Source organism: Flavobacterium sp. PL12, assembly GCF_039123485.1.
Lineage (GTDB): Bacteria > Bacteroidota > Bacteroidia > Flavobacteriales > Flavobacteriaceae > Flavobacterium > Flavobacterium weaverense.
On record NZ_JBANDI010000005.1, the window covers coordinates 148341 to 168097 of the forward strand.

Consider the following 19757-nt stretch of genomic DNA (forward strand, 5'->3'; position numbering starts at 1 on the left):
GTACCTTTACACTTTCAAAACTTACATCTGAATTTATGCGTATTGATATTGTTACTGTTTTACCAGAATTATTAAGAAGTCCATTTGAAGCTTCTATTATGAAACGTGCTATCGAGAAAGGGATAGTAGAAGTTCACTTTCATAATTTACGGGATTACACTACTAATAGACAAAAGAGTGTCGATGACTATCCTTATGGTGGTGGTGCAGGAATGGTGATGACCGTCCAGCCCATAGACGCTTGTATTACGCATTTAAAAAGTGAAAGAGAATACGACGAAATTATTTATATGTCTCCTGATGGTGAAACTTTAAACCAGAAGATGGCAAACACCATGTCAATGTATGAGAATATCATTATTTTATGTGGACATTATAAAGGAGTAGATCAACGCGTGAGAGACCATTTTATTACTAAGGAAATATCTATTGGTGATTACGTTTTATCTGGTGGAGAATTAGGTGCGCTAGTACTATCTGATGCTTTGATACGTTTGATTCCAGGAGTATTAAGTGATGAAACCTCAGCACTGACAGATAGTTTTCAGGATGGATTATTATCTGGCCCTATTTATACAAGACCGGCGGATTATAAAGGATGGAAAGTTCCAGAAGTATTAACAAGTGGTAATTTTGCAAAAATTGACAAGTGGCGGGAAGATACTGCGTACGAACATACTAAAAACAGAAGACCTGATTTGTTAGAATAATTTTCAGGATTTGTGAGGCTTTTTTAATGTCAAATGAGATAAAAAAAATCAGAATAATTACTAGTTTTTATTTTAACTATTTCCCTCATTTATAGAAGGCAAATCCACTAGTAAAGACTAAAATAAAACTTGTAAATCAAAACAATAGTTCTATATTTGCACCCGAATTCAGATTAACCTCTGGCGAGGTCCGCGAATGTTGATTTGATATAAACCATAATTAAAGATATCATGGCAGATTTAATGAAATTCGTTCAAAGCGAATTAGTAGCTAAAAAAGATTTCCCTGTTTTTGCAGCTGGAGATACTATTACTGTTTACTACGAAATTAGAGAGGGTGAAAAAACAAGAACACAGTTTTTCAAAGGTGTTGTAATTCAAAGAAGAGGTTCTGCTAATACAGAAACTTTTACTATTCGTAAAATGTCAGGTGCTATTGGAGTTGAGCGTATCTTCCCAGTAAACTTACCAGCTTTACAAAAAGTTGAAATCAACAAAAAAGGTGCAGTTCGTAGAGCTAGAATTTTCTACTTTAGAGAACTTACTGGTAAAAAAGCTAAAATTAAAGACAAAAGAAGATAGTTTACTGTCTCTTTACTATAAGAAATCCTCAACAATGTTGGGGATTTTTTTTGCTTAAAAATTAACCTCAGGACAGAAAATTATACATAATAAAGACAAAAGAATAGTCTACCTAGACTTTGACCATTAAATTCCGTACAACATTAAATTCTGATAATCCATTATTACTATTTAACGGCAGCTAACTTTCGCATATTCTTGATTTGATAGTCTCAAAATACGTTTTCGATAATTCAATTTACGTTACTAAAAACTTACTGAAAACGCATTTTCTTTTACGATATCGTTTTATTACCTTTGCAGTTAAGATTGAAAATAAGAATTATATATAGCAATACATTATGACAAAAATTAAAGTAGCCAATCCAGTCGTTGAATTGGATGGAGATGAAATGACGCGAATTATTTGGTCTTTTATTAAAGAAAAATTAATTCTTCCTTATTTAGACTTAGATATTAAATATTACGATTTAGGAATGGAAAGCAGAGATGCTACAAATGACCAAATCACAATTGATTCTGCTGAAGCGATAAAAAAATACAATGTTGGTATTAAATGTGCTACAATTACGCCTGATGAAGATCGCGTAAAAGAATTTGGATTAAAAAAAATGTGGAAATCTCCAAACGGAACAATTCGTAACATTGTAGGTGGAACTGTTTTCCGCGAGCCAATTATTATGAAAAATGTTCCTCGTTACGTACAAGGATGGACACAACCAATCGTTATTGGTCGTCACGCTTTTGGAGATCAATACAAAGCTACTGATACTGTTATAAAAGGAAAAGGAAAATTAACTATGACTTTCGTTCCTGAAGAAGGAGAAACTCAAACATGGGAAGTTTACGATTATAAAGGAGATGGTGTTGCAATGGCAATGTACAATACTGATGAGAGTATCTTCGGTTTTGCACATTCTTCATTCCAAATGGCATTAACAAAAAAATGGCCTTTATACCTTTCGACAAAAAATACAATTTTGAAGGCTTATGATGGTCGTTTCAAAGATATTTTTGAAGAAGTGTATCAAAAAAATTATAAAACTCAATTTGAAGAAGCTGGAATTACTTATGAGCATCGTCTAATCGATGACATGGTTGCTTCTGCAATGAAATGGAGTGGTGGTTTTGTATGGGCTTGTAAAAATTACGATGGTGATGTACAATCAGATACAGTTGCACAAGGATTTGGTTCTTTAGGACTTATGACTTCTGTACTAGTTACTCCTGATGGTAAAACTGTTGAAGCTGAAGCAGCTCACGGAACGGTAACAAGACACTACAGACAACACCAACAAGGTAAAGCTACTTCTACTAACCCAATTGCATCTATATTTGCTTGGACTAGAGGATTAGAACATAGAGGTAAATTAGATGAAAATCAAGCATTAATTGATTTCTGTCATGCTCTAGAGCAAGTTTGCATTGATACTGTAGAAAGTGGAAAAATGACTAAAGATTTAGCTATGTTAGTTAAACCAGAAGGGTTAACAGCTGCTGATTACTTAACTACAGAAGCATTCCTAGGAGCTATTAAAGAAAACCTAGATGCTAAATTAGCATAAATTTAGTTTTTACTATATGATTTAAGACAACTGGAAACAGTTGTCTTTTTTTTTACAAGTTGTAATACATTAACATTTGTTAAACAAGAATTAACCCGTTTTAGTTGAAATTTGCAATTCAAAATCCAGAAAATGAGTACTAAGAAAATTATAACACTTTTATTTCTAATCTTCTACGCTGCAACTTCGTCAGCGCAAGATAAATTCACGCTTAGTGGAACCATAATGGACGCAAACACTAACGAAACATTAATAGGAGTAAATGTTGTTATTCCGCAATTAAAAGTGGGCGTAACTACAAATGAATACGGATTTTATTCCATCACACTTCCACAAGGAATACATATTGTTCAAATAAGCTCATTGGGTTATAAAATCATGGAGGAATCAATTGATTTAAACCAAAACAGTAAAAAGAACTTTATTCTATACAGTAACGAAACTGCTTTGAAAGAAGTAATTGTAAATAGTAATAAAACAACAATCGATATTAAAAAGCCAGAAATGAGTGTCAACAAGCTCTCTATTTCAGCCATTAAGAAGATGCCAGTTGTTTTAGGGGAAGTTGATGTGATCAAATCGCTGTTGTTGCTTCCCGGAGTTACAAATGCTGGAGAAGGTGCTTCAGGTTTTAATGTTCGTGGTGGTGGAGCAGATCAAAACTTAATATTGTTAGACGAGGCAACAATATTTAATTCATCTCACGTTTTTGGTTTTTTCTCCGTTTTCAATCCCGACGCAATAAAGGACTTAAAATTATACAAAGGTGGAATTCCAGCCCGTTACGGCGGAAGAGCTTCTTCTGTTTTGGATATCTATCAAAAAGACGGAAGTAGCAAAGGATTTCACGTCAACGGAGGTATCGGACTGATATCAAGTAGAATCTTGGCCGAAGGACCAATAGTAAAAGACAGAGGATCATTTCTTATTGGAGGAAGAAGTTCTTACGCTCATTTATTCCTAAAATTATCAGAGAAGCAAAAAGATAACGCTGCATACTTCTATGACTTAAATACAAAGCTCAGCTACAAGTTAAATGAAAACAACAACCTTTATTTATCTAGTTATTTTGGACGTGACGTCTTTTCATTAAATAAAAGCTTCACTAATATTTATGGCAACTCGACGTTAAATTTAAGATGGAATCATTTATTTTCAGACAAATTATTTTCAAATTTATCGCTAATCTATAGTGACTACTATTACGGATTAGATTTAGATTTTGTAGGTTTCAAGTGGGATTCTGGAATTAAAAACTACAACGTAAAATACGACTTCAAAAATTACATTTCAGATAAGTTCAAATTAAATTATGGTGCAAACGCAATTTATTACGAATTCAATCCAGGAACTATTAAACCATCTAATGCTGACTCTGGAATTAACTTTGATCAGCTAGATAAAAAATACGCATTTGAGCCTGCATTATATTTAAATGCTGATCATGATTTATCTAATAAAATTGCTGTTTCTTACGGTATTCGATATAGTCTTTTCTATCGTCTAGGGCAATCAACTGTAAATATTTACGAGAATAATAATCCCGTATTATTCGATTCTGATTTGCAGATTTATGAAAAAGCAACTCCAATAGGAACAAAGTATTTCGGTAAAAATAAAACTATAAAAACGTACAGTAATTTTGAGCCTCGCTTTTCATTTGCATACCAAATTAATGACGATCAATCAATAAAGACAAGCTATAATAGGATGGTTCAGTATTTACAGCTGATCTCAAATACGTCATCTCCTACTCCACTTGATATATGGACTCCAAGTGATGAGTTTATAAAACCGCAAATTGCCGACCAAGTGGCTTTAGGTTATTTTAGAAATTTCAAGGATGGTGAATATTCTTTTGAAGTAGAAACGTATTATAAAGTAGTAAAAAACAGATTAGACTACATTGATGGCGCTAATTTAATAGCTAACAAAGCCATTGAGCAAATTATTTTAAATGGCCAGCTCCGTTCGTACGGACTTGAATTAATGTTAAGAAAAAATGAAGGCCGGTTAAACGGGTGGATATCCTATACTTTATCAAAATCAGAACAGCAAACTCCAGGTCGAACAGCTACTGAATCAGGAATTAACAATGGCGCTTGGTACAATTCAGTATATGATAAACTGCACAACGTTGCAGTAACTAGCGCTTATAACTTAAATGACAAATGGTCCTTTGGAGCTAATTTTGCTTTACAAACAGGGCAACCTGCAACATTTCCTAACGGTCGTTATGAATATTTAGGTATTGTTGTTCCTAGCTATGGTTTAAGGAATGAAAACAGACTTCCCACGTATCATCATTTAGATATTTCGGCAACTTTGACACCAGAAAAAAACAAAGATAGAAACTGGAAAGGAGAATGGGTTTTCAGCATTTATAATTTATACAACCGCAAAAATGCTGCTTCTATAAATTTTAGACAAAATGTAGACTCTGGAAATAATGAAGCTGTTAAGACCTCTATTTTCGGTATCGTTCCAGCCGTTAGTTATAATTTCAAATTTTAATTATCATGAAAAAAATCATACTACTTTTAGTAATATTTATAAGCATTTTAGCGACAAGCTGCGAAGATGTAATAGCAGTCGACCTGAATAACACTCCACCAAAGTTAGTCATTACGGCAGCTATAAATTGGAAAAAAGGAACTACTGGAAAGCAACAAAAAATTACTTTGTCAACCACAGCAGACTTTTACAACAAAGACATTCCAAAAGTATCACTAGCAACAGTTTACATAAAAAACAGTAGCAACATAACTTTTAACTTTGTAGAGTCGTCTGTTAAGGGAGAATATCTTTGTAATAATTTTATTCCCGTTGCAAACGAGACATATACCTTAACTGTGATTAGTGGCGGTAACACATACACAGCTACCGAAACTTTAAAAACCGTCGCATCAATAACAGAAGTAATTCAAAACGACAAGGGAGGTTTTACCGGTGATCAAGTAGAAATCAAAACTTTTTATCTTGATCCCGCTAACGAAACAAATTATTATCTCTATAAATATGCTTACTCTAATCAGGTTAAGTCCAATTTTTATGTAGACTATGATGAATTTTTCAATGGCAATAAATTCTTCAGTATTTCACAAAATGACGAGCTTAAAAAAGGAGATAAGATCGAAGTTACACATTACGGAATTTCAAAGTCGTATTTTAATTACATGAATATTCTAGTAACAATCTCCAGCAATAGCGGCGGTAGCCCTTTTCAATCACCTCCAGCTACGGTGCGAGGAAACATAATTAATACTACAAACGCTTTAGAATATCCCTTAGGCTATTTTTCGTTAAGCGAAGTAGATACTAAAAATTATATCGTGGAATAATAGTTGCTTTTTCAGGAGCTAATTCCAGCTTTACACTACAAGTTCTCTATTGAAAAAAACTTTTCTATTGCTGTCTCAAGAGCTCCTTACAGTTGCTTTGAAACAACAAGAAAAATAATTTTTCACTGCGAGAAGCTTTCCATTTCAATCTGGGCTACAACGCGAAAACGTTCAGGAATTGAGATATTTTTAAGTAACTTTACAACATCAAATTACAACTTAAAATCTAAAACCTGCATGTCTTCACATCATATTGTACGCGACGACCAAGAGCCCGCTTTAATTATCGCAAATGGTGCATCCTGCGATCCTGAACTTTTAGGACAATTATTAGAATGGTCGCCTCTAGTTATCGTCTTGGATTCAGCAATGGAAAGAGTAATGGAACTAGGTATTAAAGTGGATGTATTGTTAGGTGATTTTGATAGAGGTTTCGATCCTCACCAATATAAAACTTCTCAATTTCCTATCGAAATAATTCATACTCCAGATCAAGATAAAACTGATTTAGAAAAAGCATTTGATTATTTAATTGGTAGAAAAATTCCAGCTGTAAACGTTGTTTGGGCAACAGGGAAAAGAACAGATCATACCATTACTAATATCACTAATATTGCGAGATACAGAGACACATTAAAAATTGTCATTTTAGACGACCATTCAAAAGTTTTTTTATTGCCTAAAAAATTTGAAAAATGGTATACAGCAAATACTCCCATATCATTAATACCAATAGGTGACGTAACTGGAATTCATTCTGATAATTTGTTTTATCCTTTACAAGATGATAGCTTGAAAATAGGATATAGAACGGGAAGTAGCAACCGTGTTCTTGAAGATGGTATTGTGAAAATCAGACATGATAAAGGCGATTTGTTGATGATGGAGTGTATCGATTAATGCTCGTACTCAATTAGTGAATTCTTGTATTTTGATAAAAAGAGAATACCTATCTTTACATCGAAATACAGAAAATGAAAGCGAAAATAAATACCGAAAAGACAAATTTGCATCCAAGAAATCAAGATAGATTTGGATATAATTTCGAACAATTAGTCCAAAAATCTCCAGAATTAAAAGAATTTGTTTCCATCAACGAGCATGAAATAGAAACGATTGACTTTAGTAATCCTGACGCTGTAAAAGCGCTTAACAAAGCTTTACTAATCGATCATTATGATATTCAAGATTGGGATATTCCTAAAAATTATCTATGTCCACCAATTCCAGGAAGAGCTGATTATATTCATTACATCGCTGACTTACTAGCAACTTCTAACAATGGAATAATTCCTGAAGGCGATATCGTACAAGGACTAGATGTTGGTGTTGGCGCAAACTGTATTTATCCCATTATTGGAAATTCAGCGTATGGCTGGAGTTTTGTAGGAACTGATATTGATGAAAATGCAATACAGAATTGTAAAAAAATCATAGCATCAAACCCAAAACTAATGGACACGATAAGTCTCCAACTCCAAACAGAAGCGCGTTTTATATTCAAAAATATAATTACTCCAGAAGATCGCTTTGCATTTACAATATGTAATCCACCATTTCATTCTTCTCAAGAGGAAGCTACAAAAAGTTCATTACGCAAAGTAAATAATTTACAATCTAAAGATGCTGCAGAAAAGAGCACAAAACCAATTCTAAATTTTGGTGGGCACAATTCTGAACTTTGGTGCGATGGTGGTGAGCTAGCCTTTATAACTCAAATGGCCTATGAAAGTGCTAAATATCCTTTGCAATGTTTATGGTTCACGACTTTAGTTTCTAAAAAAGATAATCTTTCTAGTATTTATAAAACACTTAATAAAATTAGTGCTGCAGAAATTAAAACTATCGACATGGCTCAAGGCCAAAAAACTAGTAGAATTGTCGCTTGGACATTCATGAGCGCCAATCAACAAAAACAATGGAAATTCGTTTAGAAAACTCCCAATATTCCTTTTGCAGTCATTTTTTCACTAATAATGAATAATGTAATTATCATATTATTGATTAAAAAACGATTAATTGCGATTATGTGAAAACGCCGACAGAAAAGGAATAATTTAATATTTAACAAATGTTCTGCTAATAAAAGGATAATTTAACGTTATTTAAGTAGTATTTTAGCACTCAAAACCTTAAATAACTAACAATGAAAAAACTTTTATTTATTCTAACCTTAATTTTCTCAGTGGGATTGACCGCTCAGGAAATTAAAATTTCGGGAGTTGTTACCGATGAGTCCAAATCAACCTTGCCCGGAACAACAATAGTTGTGAAAGGAACCAAAAAAGGCACCACTTCAGATAGTGATGGAAAGTATACAATTACTGCAAAAACAGGAGATGTTATACAATTTTCATACGTGGGATTAGAGACTAAATCAGTAACAGTTACTGGATCTACTTTAAACGTAACCTTAATGGGCGCTGGCGAATCACTTCAAGATGTCGTTGTAATAGGTTCGCGTAATCCTACTCGAACAGTAACAGAATCTGCAGTTCCTATTGACGTAATTTCTATGAAAGAAATTGCATCACAAGGTCCACAAGTTAACTTAAACCAGATCTTAAACATGGTTGCACCGTCGTTTACATCTAATACTACAACGGTAGCTGATGGAACAGACCACATCGATCCTGCTCAATTAAGAGGATTAGGTCCAGATCAAGTATTAGTATTAGTTAACGGTAAAAGAAGACATACTTCTGCACTTGTAAATATTAATGGATCTCCAGGTAGAGGATCTGTTGGTACAGATTTAAATGCTATTCCAGCTTTTGCTATTGATAAAATCGAAGTATTAAGAGATGGTGCTTCTGCACAATATGGTTCTGATGCTATTGCAGGTGTTATCAATATTAATGTAAAGAAAAACACAAACAAGTTAGACGTTAATCTTTTTGGAGGAGGAAATTTTTCGAAAAATGCTAACGATCATTCAGGTGGAGTTGATGGAGGAAATTACCAATTAGACTTAAACTACGGAACTGGTCTTGGAAAAGAAAAAAGTTTCATTAATGCTACTGCAAGCTTTCAATTGAGAGATGCAACAAGTAGAGCAAAAGATGTAACTGGTACATTATTTAACGCTTACAACGCAGTAGAAGATAGAGCAGCAGCTGCAGGAACAAATATTAACGCACTTTTTGGAAACATTACTAACACTCCAAATACATTACAAATTCTTTCTGCAATTAAAACCTATGCTCCGGCAGTAGGCTACTTTACACCAGGACAACAAACGGCGATTCTTGGCGCTACGACTATCGCGCAAATGCAAACAGCGTTAAACTTTGATGCAACAGCTGGAGAATTAGCGTATAGAAATTTAGAAAGAAAAGATTTTAACATGAAAGTGGGACAATCAGCGGTGAAAAGCGCTCAATTCTTTTTAAATGCTGCCTACCCTATTAACGATAAATTAGAAGCATACGCTTTTGGTGGAACGAGTTATAGAGACGGTGAAGCTGCAGGATTTTATAGAAGACCGAATCAATCTAGGGGTTATTCTGGATTGTATCCAAACGGTTTTTTACCAGAAATCCATACTGAAATTAACGATGTATCAATTGCCGCAGGTCTTAGAGGAATGCTATTTGAAAACTGGAATTTTGATTTGAGTAACACTTACGGTAGAAATGCTCTAGATTATTCAATTGAAAACACAGTCAATTCTTCGATGAGAGAAAGTTCTCCAACGGTATTTGACGCAGGTGGATTGGCTTTCGCCCAAAATACATTAAATTTTGATATTAACAGAAAGATTGATAAGCTAAATATTGCTTTTGGAGCAGAGTATCGCAACGAAAATTTTAAGATTAATGAAGGCGTGCCAGATTCGTATAATTTATATGACATCAATGGCGGAATAGTGACAGGTACAACTCCTAACAACATTAAGGTTACTGATTTTTTCAATGCAGCGAGACCAGGAGGAGCGCAAGTTTTTCCAGGATTTAGACCTTCAAATGCTATTGATAAAGGCCGTAATAGTTTTGCAATATATATAGACTTAGAGTATGACGTTACCGAAAAATGGTTAGTTAATGGAGCACTACGTTTTGAAAACTATTCTGATTTTGGAAACACAACAAATTTCAAAGTAGCAACTCGTTACAAGTTGACTGAAAACGTTAATTTACGTGGAGCTGTTTCAACTGGATTTAGAGCACCATCGTTACACCAAATCTATTTTAACTCGACAGCTACGCAATTTGTAGGTGGTGTACCGTTTGAAGTAGGAACTTTTAGTAACGACTCTCAACCTGCACAAGCATTAGGAATTCCTAAATTGAAGCAAGAAGAATCTAAAAGTGCTAGCATTGGTTTTACCGCTAAAATTCCAACAGCAAATCTTACTTTAACAGCTGATGCTTATGTTGTACAAATTGATGACAGAGTTGTTTTAACTGATCAATTTGCTCGTCCAGCAGGAACATTTGCTGCAGGAACACCGCAAAGAGATCTTCAACTTCAGTTTGATGCTGCTGGAGCAACCGCTGCTACATTTTTTGCAAATGCAATTAATACAGAGTCAAAAGGAATTGATATCGTGATTAGTCATAAAACAAGTTTTGGAAATAATATTTCTTTAAAATCAGATTTATCAGGTACTTTTTCAGAAACATATAGAGTTGGAGCTATCAAAGGTTCTCCAACATTAGTTGCGAATGGTCAAGTAAACAGATATTACTCTGAAGCTAGTAGAGTGTATTTGCAAGAGGCAATTCCAAGAGTTAAAGCTAATTTGTCTAACTCACTTTCGTACAAAAAATTCGATTTCTTTTTAAGAAACGTTTATTTTGGAAAAGTAACAGATCCAAATACAGCTGATGCTAACGGAGATGGAAGAGTTGAAGGAGCACTTGTAAACGGTCAAGTAGTTGAAGTAGAACATCCAATATGGGGAGCGAAAATAATTACTGATTTATCTGTAGGTTTTAAACTTACTGAAGCTGCTAAAATTGTTATTGGAGCTAATAACCTTTTTGATATTTACCCAGATGAAAATCTTGGACCACAAAATGCTATTAAGCCAAGATTAGTTGGTGGAGCTGTTGACTATACTGCTGCTCCATCTGCAATTGATTTATCGAATGCAAATCAGTTTGTATATTCAAGAAACACTTCACAATTTGGTATGAACGGAAGATTCCTTTTTGCTAGATTAAGCTTTAGTTTCTAAACTAATTTTATAGATTATTAAAACCATCATGCATAGCATGATGGTTTTTTTTTGGCTTAAACTTAAGTATAAAAATAATTCAAACTTTGTACCTTTGCATCTCTAAATCTTTGCCCCTTAATTAAATGAATTTCCAAGTAGTATCCGATTATCAGCCAAAAGGCGACCAACCGCAAGCAATTGAAAAATTAGCTCAAGGAATTATTGATGGTGATAAATTTCAGACCCTCTTAGGCGTTACCGGTTCTGGAAAAACCTTTACGGTTGCTAACGTTATTCAAGAAGTACAACGACCAACTTTAGTTTTAGCACACAACAAAACTTTGGCTGCACAATTGTATTCAGAATTCAAGCAGTTCTTCCCTAATAATGCAGTAGAATATTTTGTGTCCTACTACGATTATTATCAACCAGAAGCCTTCATGCCTGTAACAGGAGTTTTTATTGAAAAGGATTTATCTATTAATGAAGAACTAGAAAAAATGAGAATGTCTACTACGGCTTCCTTGCTTTCTGGACGGAGAGATATTTTAGTGGTGGCTTCTGTGTCATGTTTATACGGTATTGGGAATCCTATAGAATTTCAGAAAAATTTAATTCCTATTGAAAAAGGGCAAATAATTTCTAGAACAAAATTACTACATCAATTAGTTCAAAGTTTATATTCGAGAACAGAAGCCGACTTTAATCCGGGAAGTTTTAGAATAAAAGGGGACACGGTAGATGTGTATCCAAGTTATGCTGATGAAGCATATCGCATTCACTTTTTTGGAGATGAAATAGAAGAAATAGAAAGTTTTGATACGAAAGATTCTAAAGTGTTTGAGAAATTTGAAAGATTAACGATTTATCCCGCTAATATGTTTGTGACATCACCAGATGTACTGCAAGGCGCTATTTGGGAAATTCAGCAAGATTTAGTGAAACAAGTGGATTATTTTAAAGAAATAGGAAAACATTTAGAAGCAAAGAGACTAGAGGAGCGGACTAATTTTGATTTAGAAATGATTCGGGAATTAGGTTACTGTTCAGGGATTGAGAACTATTCTCGTTATCTAGACGGCCGTTTACCCGGAACTAGACCTTTCTGTTTGCTAGATTATTTTCCTAAAGACTATTTAATGGTAGTCGATGAAAGCCACGTTACACTTTCACAAGTGAGCGCAATGTATGGTGGAGATAGAAGCAGAAAAGAAAATTTAGTTGAATATGGCTTCCGACTTCCTGCAGCGATGGACAACCGTCCGTTGAAGTTTGAAGAATTTGAAGCAATGCAAAATCAAGTGATTTATGTTTCAGCAACTCCTGCTGATTATGAATTAGAAAAAACGGAAGGTGTTGTTGTGGAACAAGTAATTCGTCCAACGGGATTATTAGATCCAATCATCGAAATTCGCCCAAGCTTAAATCAAATTGACGACTTAATTGAAGAAATACAAGTTCGAGCTGAAATAGACGAGCGCGTTTTAGTAACCACTTTGACAAAAAGAATGGCAGAAGAGTTGGCTAAATATTTGACGAAAGTTAACATTCGCTGCCGCTACATTCACTCTGAAGTGGATACACTAGAGAGAATAGAAATTATGCAAGATTTACGAAAAGGAATTTTTGATGTGTTGATTGGAGTCAATTTACTTCGTGAAGGGCTGGATTTACCCGAGGTTTCACTTGTTGCAATTTTAGATGCAGATAAAGAAGGGTTTTTACGAAGCCATCGATCGCTTACGCAAACAATTGGTCGTGCAGCGAGAAATTTAAACGGAAAAGCAATCATGTATGCAGATAAAATTACTAAAAGCATGCAAAAAACGATTGATGAAACCGACTACAGGAGAACAAAACAAATTAACTACAATACGGAACATAATTTAGTTCCGATGGCGCTTAATAAGAAAATAGAAAGTGCTTTTACTAAAAATCCATTAGTTGATTATGAATTAGGTTTAACGCTAGACAGCGCTGCAGAACCGGATACGGCTTATATGCCAAGACCTGAACTCGAAAAGCTAATTAGAGAAAAACGGAAATCAATGGAGAAAGCTGCAAAAGAATTAGACTTTTTACAAGCTGCAAAACTACGCGATGACATTAAAAAATTACAAGGCCAATTAAGTTAATTGTGCTGTTCCTGAAATATACTTAATAAAATCTTCGGATCTATAATAGCATTAGGAGACTCGTACATCAATTTCAAAACACGTTTTGTCGCTAGTGGACTAAGACCCATTTCAAGCGCAATTTGTTGGATTGCAATAGCTTCGTTCTTATGCAGAACTCCGTCGCAATACATTAGTAAAGCAAGACGGTAAAACTGTTGTATTCTCTGAAATTCTGATTTAATAGGTAGTGAAGGTAATTCCTGATGAAAGAAATCTTTAAAAATTTCGCTATCAAAATTAAGTTCCTTTGCCACAATTTCAAGAAATTCAAATTCCCTTTTGTGTAAATGTCCATCAACGGTAGAAAAGGCTATCATTTCTAAAAGTAAACTTCTTTTTTCTTCGAATGAATTCATTGCATTGTATTTTTAGCTAAAATATCATTTTAATATCATAATAGAAAACGTTAGAATTGAAATCCTAATTCTGAAAGTTAAGTACCGCCTACTAATAATTTAAATTCTTAACAAAAAGAACACAATTAAACACTTTATTAACAATAAATCATTAATTTTAATCTCTAAATTTAGAATCAAATGAAACTAATCCTTAGAGAATACAACCTCAAATTAAAACATACGTTTACAATTTCAAGAGAATCAATTGACTTCCAGCCCTCTTTGATTGTCGAACTTCAAGAAGACGGGTTTTCAGGTTTTGGTGAAGCCACTTCAAACCCATATTATAAAACTACTGTACCAGTAATGATGCAGGATTTAGAAAAAATTCGCACTACAATAGAAAGTACAATAAATGAAACACCAAAAGACTTTTGGTCAAAAATTCATCCACATTTAAAACATGATATGTTTGCGCTCTGCGCACTAGATATGGCTTATAACGATTTATATGCTCGTCAAAAAGGAAAAAAATTGTATGAACTATGGAATTATACAACTGAAACAAATCCATTGACAGATTACACTATTGGAATTGCTTCAATTGAAAAAATGGTTGAAAAAATGGAAGAACTTCCATGGCCTATTTATAAAATTAAATTAGGGACAAAAGAAGATATTGCAATTGTCACGGAACTAAGAAAGCGTACCAATGCAATTTTTAGAATAGATGCTAATTGTGGTTGGGGTGTTGAAGAGACTATTAATAATGCTGTAGCTTTAAAAAAATTAGGAGTTGAGTTCCTAGAACAACCTTTAAAAGCAGATAATTGGGATGGACATAAAGAAGTTTTTAAACATTCAGTTTTACCAATAATTGCAGATGAGAGCTGCATTATTGAAGAAGATGTAGCAAAATGTCACAATCACTTTCACGGTGTAAATGTCAAATTGGTAAAATGTGGTGGACTTACGCCCGGAAGACGAATGATTCAAGAAGCTAAGAAATTAGGTCTTAAAACAATGGTAGGTTGCATGACAGAATCTACAGTAGGAATATCAGCAATTGCGCAACTGTTACCCCAATTAGATTACGTTGATATGGATGGAGCTTTACTACTTGCGAAAGACATTGCCACAGGAGTAACAATAGATTTTGGAAAAATTACGTATTCTGAACTCAATGGAACAGGTGTGACACTAATTTAATTGAAGAATGAAAGTCGACCAATTTCCCGATCGAACAATAGAAATTAATGGTGAAGAATACCTCTATTTTGGAGGAACAGCCTACTTAGGTTTACCTACAAATCATGAATTTCAGCAGCTGCTTATAAAGAATATTTTAAAATGGGGTACAGCTTACGGCAGTTCCAGAAATGCAAATATTAAATTATCAGCTTATGATAATGCCGAAAAATTTTTAGCGAATTTTATTCATTCAGAATCAGCAGTAACAGTTTCGTCAGGAATGCTTGCAGGAAAGTTAGTTGTGGAGGCTTTAGAAGAGCAAACGGATTGTTTTTTTCACTTTCCAAACACCCACACTGCTTTAAAGCATTCGTTTAGCCTTCCATTCTTTGTTGGACTCGAAATAAATCCACGATTACTTGATGGAAAAATTGAACGCATCACGATTTTAGCAGATTCGGTGCCTTCTTTTTGTACTACTGCCACTGACTTTACAATTCTTAATTCTATTCCATCAAATAAAGAAATTACTTTAGTTATAGATGAGTCAAACTCCTTGGGAATTTTAGGCACAAACGGTTGCGGAATATATGCTACAACTCTACTGCCAAAATGTAAGAGAAAAATAATGATTGCATCCTTAGGAAAAGCATGGGGATTAACTGGAGGTGTAATTGCAAGTGATGCTGCATTTATAAATAATATTAAAAATTTAAGTACATTTATTTCTAGTGCAGGAATGAATGCAGCTTTTGCACAAACAGTAGCTGACGCTGAAAATATTTATGTAGATCAGCACAAAAAAATGAAAGCAAATCTAGATTACATTCAATCTCATTTAGTGAAAAATAAAGCTGTTGACTTTGATAAAAATTATCCCCTACTCTATCCTGAAATAGAAGGATTAAAAGAACTATTATTACGTCATAAAATAATCACAACTAATTTTAAATACGCAACTGGTATTTCCGATTTAAACAGAATTGTAATCACAGCTAACCACAGAGAGGCGGACCTAGATGCTATTATTAGCGTTTTAAACGCACACCAATTGTGATTCAAATAAAGTGGTGTAATTACATTTTAAACGTACATTTGTAAAAAATAAAAATGATGACTAACAACGATATCTTTAAAAAACTTCGCGTTGCTTTAATGTTGCGTGACGATCAAATAATTGAAATATTAGAACTGGTAGATTTTAGAATCACTAAATCAGAATTAGGTGCTTTTTTCCGAGATGAGAAACATGAAAATTATATGGAATGCGGTGACCAAGTGTTGCGCAATTTCCTAAATGCTTTAGTAATTCATTTACGTGGAACGAAAGAAAATCCGAAAAATCCAAATGATGTTTTAGCAAAACATAAAGCTCAAATCCCTTCGAAAGAAGGATCGAAAGAGAGACCTGAATTTAAAGCAAAACCACGCGACGAAGAAAAGTCAAGAGGTGATGAAGCACCTTCTAAATCGCGACCAGCGACAAAAAGTACGAAAAAAAAGGAATATCCTAAGGGAAATTCTAAGCCTCAAGTCGTTGAGAAAGTTAAATTCAACTTTGGTAAAAATAAAAAATCATAAGTTTGAAGACGGCATTAGTTATAGGAAGTACAGGTTTAATAGGTTCACACCTCCTAAATATACTTTTAGAACGTAATGAGTATAGTAAAGTAATTGCTTTTACTAAAAGAGATTTAGGAATTAAGAATTCGAAATTAGTACAGCACATTATTGATTTTGATCAACCTGAAACCTATTCTCAATTAATAGTTGGCGATGATTTCTTTTGCACCATTGGCACAACCATCAAAAAAGCAGGAAGTCAAAAAGAGTTTCGAAAAGTAGATTTTGAGTATCCAAAACAGTTTGCTTCATTTGCATTGCAAAATAATGTTACTCAGTTTTTAATAATTTCATCTTTAAGTGCAAATGCAAGTTCTTCTAATTTTTATCTAAAAACGAAAGGTGAAATTCAAGAATATCTCAAAGCAACTGATTTCGAAACCGTAGCTGTTTTGCAACCATCGCTGCTACTTGGTGATCGAACTGAATTTCGATTAGCAGAAAAAGTAGGTGGTTTTTTCATGAAAGTACTTTCATTTGTATTTTTTGGAAATTTAAAAAAATACAAACCTATTGAGGGTAAAACCGTCGCAAAAGCACTTTTTACAATTGCACAGAGAAGTAATGTAGGTTTTAAAATATATGAATCAGATATGATTCAAGAAATCGGAAAATAATTGAATATCAAAATCCTGCTCCTAACGAGCGGGATTTTTTTTGTTATATTTACCTAAAATGAAAATACTTCAGAGATGAAAATATTCTTAACGATCCATCTTTTGTTTACAACATCATTATTTTATGCACAAGATATTAAAAGCAACGAAGCGGCTTATTTACTTGATTCAAATTTAGTATCACAAATAACATTAAAGCATCTCGTCTCTGACGAAATAGAATCCGTAAATATCAAAAAGAATGACACGATAATTAATGATAAACATTTTTCAGGCGTAGTTAGCATCACTTCTAAAAATCCACATAAATTTGATTTTTTAAATTTAGAACAAATCAAATCTGAATTTACAACTATTAAAAAAAGTGATGTTGTCTTTATGATTAATGGGGAAATAATAAAAGATAATCTAAATTCCGTCCTACTAGATCGCAATTACATTTTAAAGGTTGAAGTTATAAATTCGCAAGATTTTTATAAATTAAGAGAAACTAGCACTAAACATGAAATCATTAATATTTTGGGTAGAACCAAAGAAAACTTAGACAACAAAAACAAAATTATATTGAAAGGCCACGAGTCGATTGGTATCAAATAAAATAGACGTTAAGAACTGCAACTTAACATTGATGATCCCACCTTGTTGCGTGCCCAGTCAGGCCTTTTGGCAAACCACTTTTGAAAATCAGGTTGCTCATCATACGGATTTTTAAGTATTTCGAATAATTCATTTAACAAAGAATAATCACCTTTCTCTGCATCGTCAATGCATAACTGCGAGATATAGTTTCGCAATACATATTTAGGATTTACAAGATTCATTTTTTCTTGACGTTCAAGATCAGTTGAGTTTTGTTCGTTAATTCTGAAACTATAAATTTCAAACCAATCATGCCACTCTTTCAATGTCACTTCATTTAAATCCTTTTCATTATAAAAAGCATCTTTGATTTTATCAAAAGCGAATACTGCTGAATCTTGCTTTGCAATGTTACTTAAATTTCTAAAGAAAATAGTCATGTCTGTCTCCGCTTTTTCAAGCAATTCAGTCAATCGATTTACTAGAAACAAATCATCATCTAGTTTGTTTTGTAAACCTAATTTATCTTGCATCATACTCAAATATTCCTTTTCATAATTAGAAGTGTATGCTTCTAAAATAGCTTCTAATGCCTTAGCATCATCAATCAAGGGATAAAGAGCATTTGCCAATTGGTATAAATTCCAAAGCGCAATTTCAGGTTGGTTTCCAAAACGGTATCTTTTATGTTGGTTGTCCGTCGTATTTGGCGTCCAGCCAGAATCATAATCTTCTAACCACCCGTAAGGTCCATAATCGATAGTTATACCATGAATTGACATGTTATCAGTATTCATAACTCCATGAACGAAGCCAACACGTTGCCACTCTACAATCATTTTTAAAGTAGCTTGAGTAACCTCTTCAAAAAATCTTAAATATTTAGGAACACCATCTTCTTTAATATTGGGAAAATGGTTTTTGATTGTGAAATCAGTTAATAATTTAAGATTCACTACATCTTTTCGAGAAGCAAAAATCTCAAAACTACCAAAACGTATAAATGTAGGCGCTACTCTACTAACGATAGCTCCTTTCTCATAAGCTGGATTTCCATTATATAACACATCACGCAAAACTTGATCACCAGAAAGCATTAGTGATAGGGAACGCGTTGTAGGAACACCTAAGTGAAACATCGCCTCTGCACATAAATATTCTCTAATGGAGGATCGCAAGACAGCAAAACCATCTGCTGTTCTTGAATAGGGCGTTGGACCTGCTCCCTTTAGCTGCAACGTGAACGATTTATCTCCATTAATTACTTCAGTTAGATTTATGGCACGACCATCTCCTAATTGCCCAGCCCAATTTCCAAACTGATGTCCAGCGTAGCACATAGCAAAGGATTTAGTACCTGCATAAATTGTATTGCCTGAAAAGACATTTAGAAAATCATCAGATAGTAAATCTTCTTTTGAAAGACCTATTTCTTCAGCTACTTCAGTTGAAGCGTGAACTAGTGAGGGCTTTGAAGGTTTTATAGGATTAACAAACGAAAAACATGCCTGATAAACTTGTCGAGGAACATTAGTTTCTAATGCATCAGCAGGCAGTTGGGAAGTGAAATTATTTTGAATATGTAGTTTCATTGCTTAAAATATTTGTGAACACGAAATATTTAATTCGAGTAGCATACAAAGATATTCGTTACAAAAGAGATAACTCCTTTTTTACGATAACTTTATATTATGATTGAAACTTTTTTACTTATTTACCGAGATGGCAAAAAAAATCCTGTTTACCGAAGCAAACAGGACTTAATAATATATAACTGTCCCGTCCTGAAATAGCGATACACAAAAAAGTATCCTTATGGAAAACCTAGAAGTAAGTCGCTATTTAAAGCGAACCCAAAAAGATTATTCAA

General features: G+C 33.7%; 16 protein-coding genes. 14 read left to right on the forward strand and 2 right to left on the reverse strand.

What is annotated here, in order from left to right; genetic code table 11:
* Nucleotides 1-35: 35 nt before the first annotated feature.
* From trmD to uvrB, 9 genes are all read left to right on the forward strand, one after another.
* Nucleotides 36-710 (forward strand): tRNA (guanosine(37)-N1)-methyltransferase TrmD, encoded by a 675-nt coding sequence (gene trmD, locus RCH19_RS04205; protein WP_343022169.1) that lies wholly within the window; start codon nt 36-38, stop codon nt 708-710.
* Nucleotides 711-941: 231 nt separating this feature from the next.
* A complete protein-coding gene (gene rplS / locus RCH19_RS04210) occupies nt 942-1292 on the forward strand; it encodes a 50S ribosomal protein L19 (protein WP_121925644.1) in 351 nt (116 codons plus the stop codon).
* Between the two features lie 341 nt (nt 1293-1633).
* Nucleotides 1634-2857: an isocitrate dehydrogenase (NADP(+)) gene (locus tag RCH19_RS04215; RefSeq protein WP_121925645.1), complete on the forward strand. Its 1224-nt coding sequence runs from the start codon at nt 1634-1636 to the stop codon at nt 2855-2857.
* A gap of 132 nt (nt 2858-2989) precedes the next feature.
* Nucleotides 2990-5371, forward strand: a complete 2382-nt coding sequence (locus tag RCH19_RS04220) for a TonB-dependent receptor (RefSeq protein ID WP_343022170.1) — start codon at nt 2990-2992, stop codon at nt 5369-5371.
* A gap of 5 nt (nt 5372-5376) precedes the next feature.
* A complete protein-coding gene (locus RCH19_RS04225; protein WP_343022171.1) occupies nt 5377-6198 on the forward strand; it encodes a DUF4249 domain-containing protein in 822 nt (273 codons plus the stop codon).
* 237 nt (nt 6199-6435) lie between these two features.
* Complete coding sequence (locus RCH19_RS04230) at nt 6436-7098, forward strand: thiamine diphosphokinase (protein ID WP_343022172.1); 663 nt, start codon at nt 6436-6438, stop codon at nt 7096-7098.
* Between the two features lie 74 nt (nt 7099-7172).
* Entirely contained in the window at nt 7173-8132 is a 960-nt protein-coding gene (gene rlmF, locus RCH19_RS04235; RefSeq protein WP_343022173.1) for a 23S rRNA (adenine(1618)-N(6))-methyltransferase RlmF, read from the forward strand.
* A gap of 212 nt (nt 8133-8344) precedes the next feature.
* A complete protein-coding gene (locus RCH19_RS04240; RefSeq protein ID WP_343022174.1) occupies nt 8345-11380 on the forward strand; it encodes a TonB-dependent receptor in 3036 nt (1011 codons plus the stop codon).
* Nucleotides 11381-11505: 125 nt separating this feature from the next.
* Complete coding sequence (gene uvrB / locus RCH19_RS04245) at nt 11506-13497, forward strand: excinuclease ABC subunit UvrB (RefSeq protein ID WP_343022175.1); 1992 nt, start codon at nt 11506-11508, stop codon at nt 13495-13497.
* On the opposite strand, the gene RCH19_RS04250 is transcribed toward uvrB, so the two are convergent.
* Nucleotides 13494-13895: an excinuclease ABC subunit B gene (locus RCH19_RS04250; RefSeq protein ID WP_343022176.1), complete on the reverse strand. Its 402-nt coding sequence runs from the start codon at nt 13893-13895 to the stop codon at nt 13494-13496. The two genes, uvrB and RCH19_RS04250, sit on opposite strands and share 4 nt — an antisense overlap.
* Nucleotides 13896-14075: 180 nt before the next feature.
* Here RCH19_RS04250 and RCH19_RS04255 point away from each other — a divergent pair, with 180 nt between their 5' ends.
* The 5 genes from RCH19_RS04255 (at nt 14076) to RCH19_RS04275 (ending at nt 17905) form a co-directional block, all read left to right on the forward strand.
* Nucleotides 14076-15086, forward strand: coding sequence for a dipeptide epimerase (locus tag RCH19_RS04255; RefSeq protein ID WP_343022177.1), 1011 nt, complete (start codon nt 14076-14078; stop codon nt 15084-15086).
* Between the two features lie 7 nt (nt 15087-15093).
* Nucleotides 15094-16125 (forward strand): aminotransferase class I/II-fold pyridoxal phosphate-dependent enzyme, encoded by a 1032-nt coding sequence (locus RCH19_RS04260; RefSeq protein ID WP_343022178.1) that lies wholly within the window; start codon nt 15094-15096, stop codon nt 16123-16125.
* A gap of 56 nt (nt 16126-16181) precedes the next feature.
* Entirely contained in the window at nt 16182-16649 is a 468-nt protein-coding gene (locus RCH19_RS04265) for a DUF1456 family protein (protein WP_121925655.1), read from the forward strand.
* A 2-nt stretch (nt 16650-16651) separates the two neighbouring features.
* Nucleotides 16652-17308 (forward strand): NAD(P)H-binding protein, encoded by a 657-nt coding sequence (locus RCH19_RS04270; protein ID WP_343022179.1) that lies wholly within the window; start codon nt 16652-16654, stop codon nt 17306-17308.
* 75 nt (nt 17309-17383) lie between these two features.
* Complete coding sequence (locus tag RCH19_RS04275; RefSeq protein WP_343022180.1) at nt 17384-17905, forward strand: hypothetical protein; 522 nt, start codon at nt 17384-17386, stop codon at nt 17903-17905.
* Nucleotides 17906-17913: 8 nt separating this feature from the next.
* Here RCH19_RS04275 and RCH19_RS04280 read toward each other — a convergent pair whose 3' ends face one another.
* Complete coding sequence (locus RCH19_RS04280) at nt 17914-19479, reverse strand: YdiU family protein (protein WP_343022181.1); 1566 nt, start codon at nt 19477-19479, stop codon at nt 17914-17916.
* Nucleotides 19480-19757: the final 278 nt, after the last annotated feature.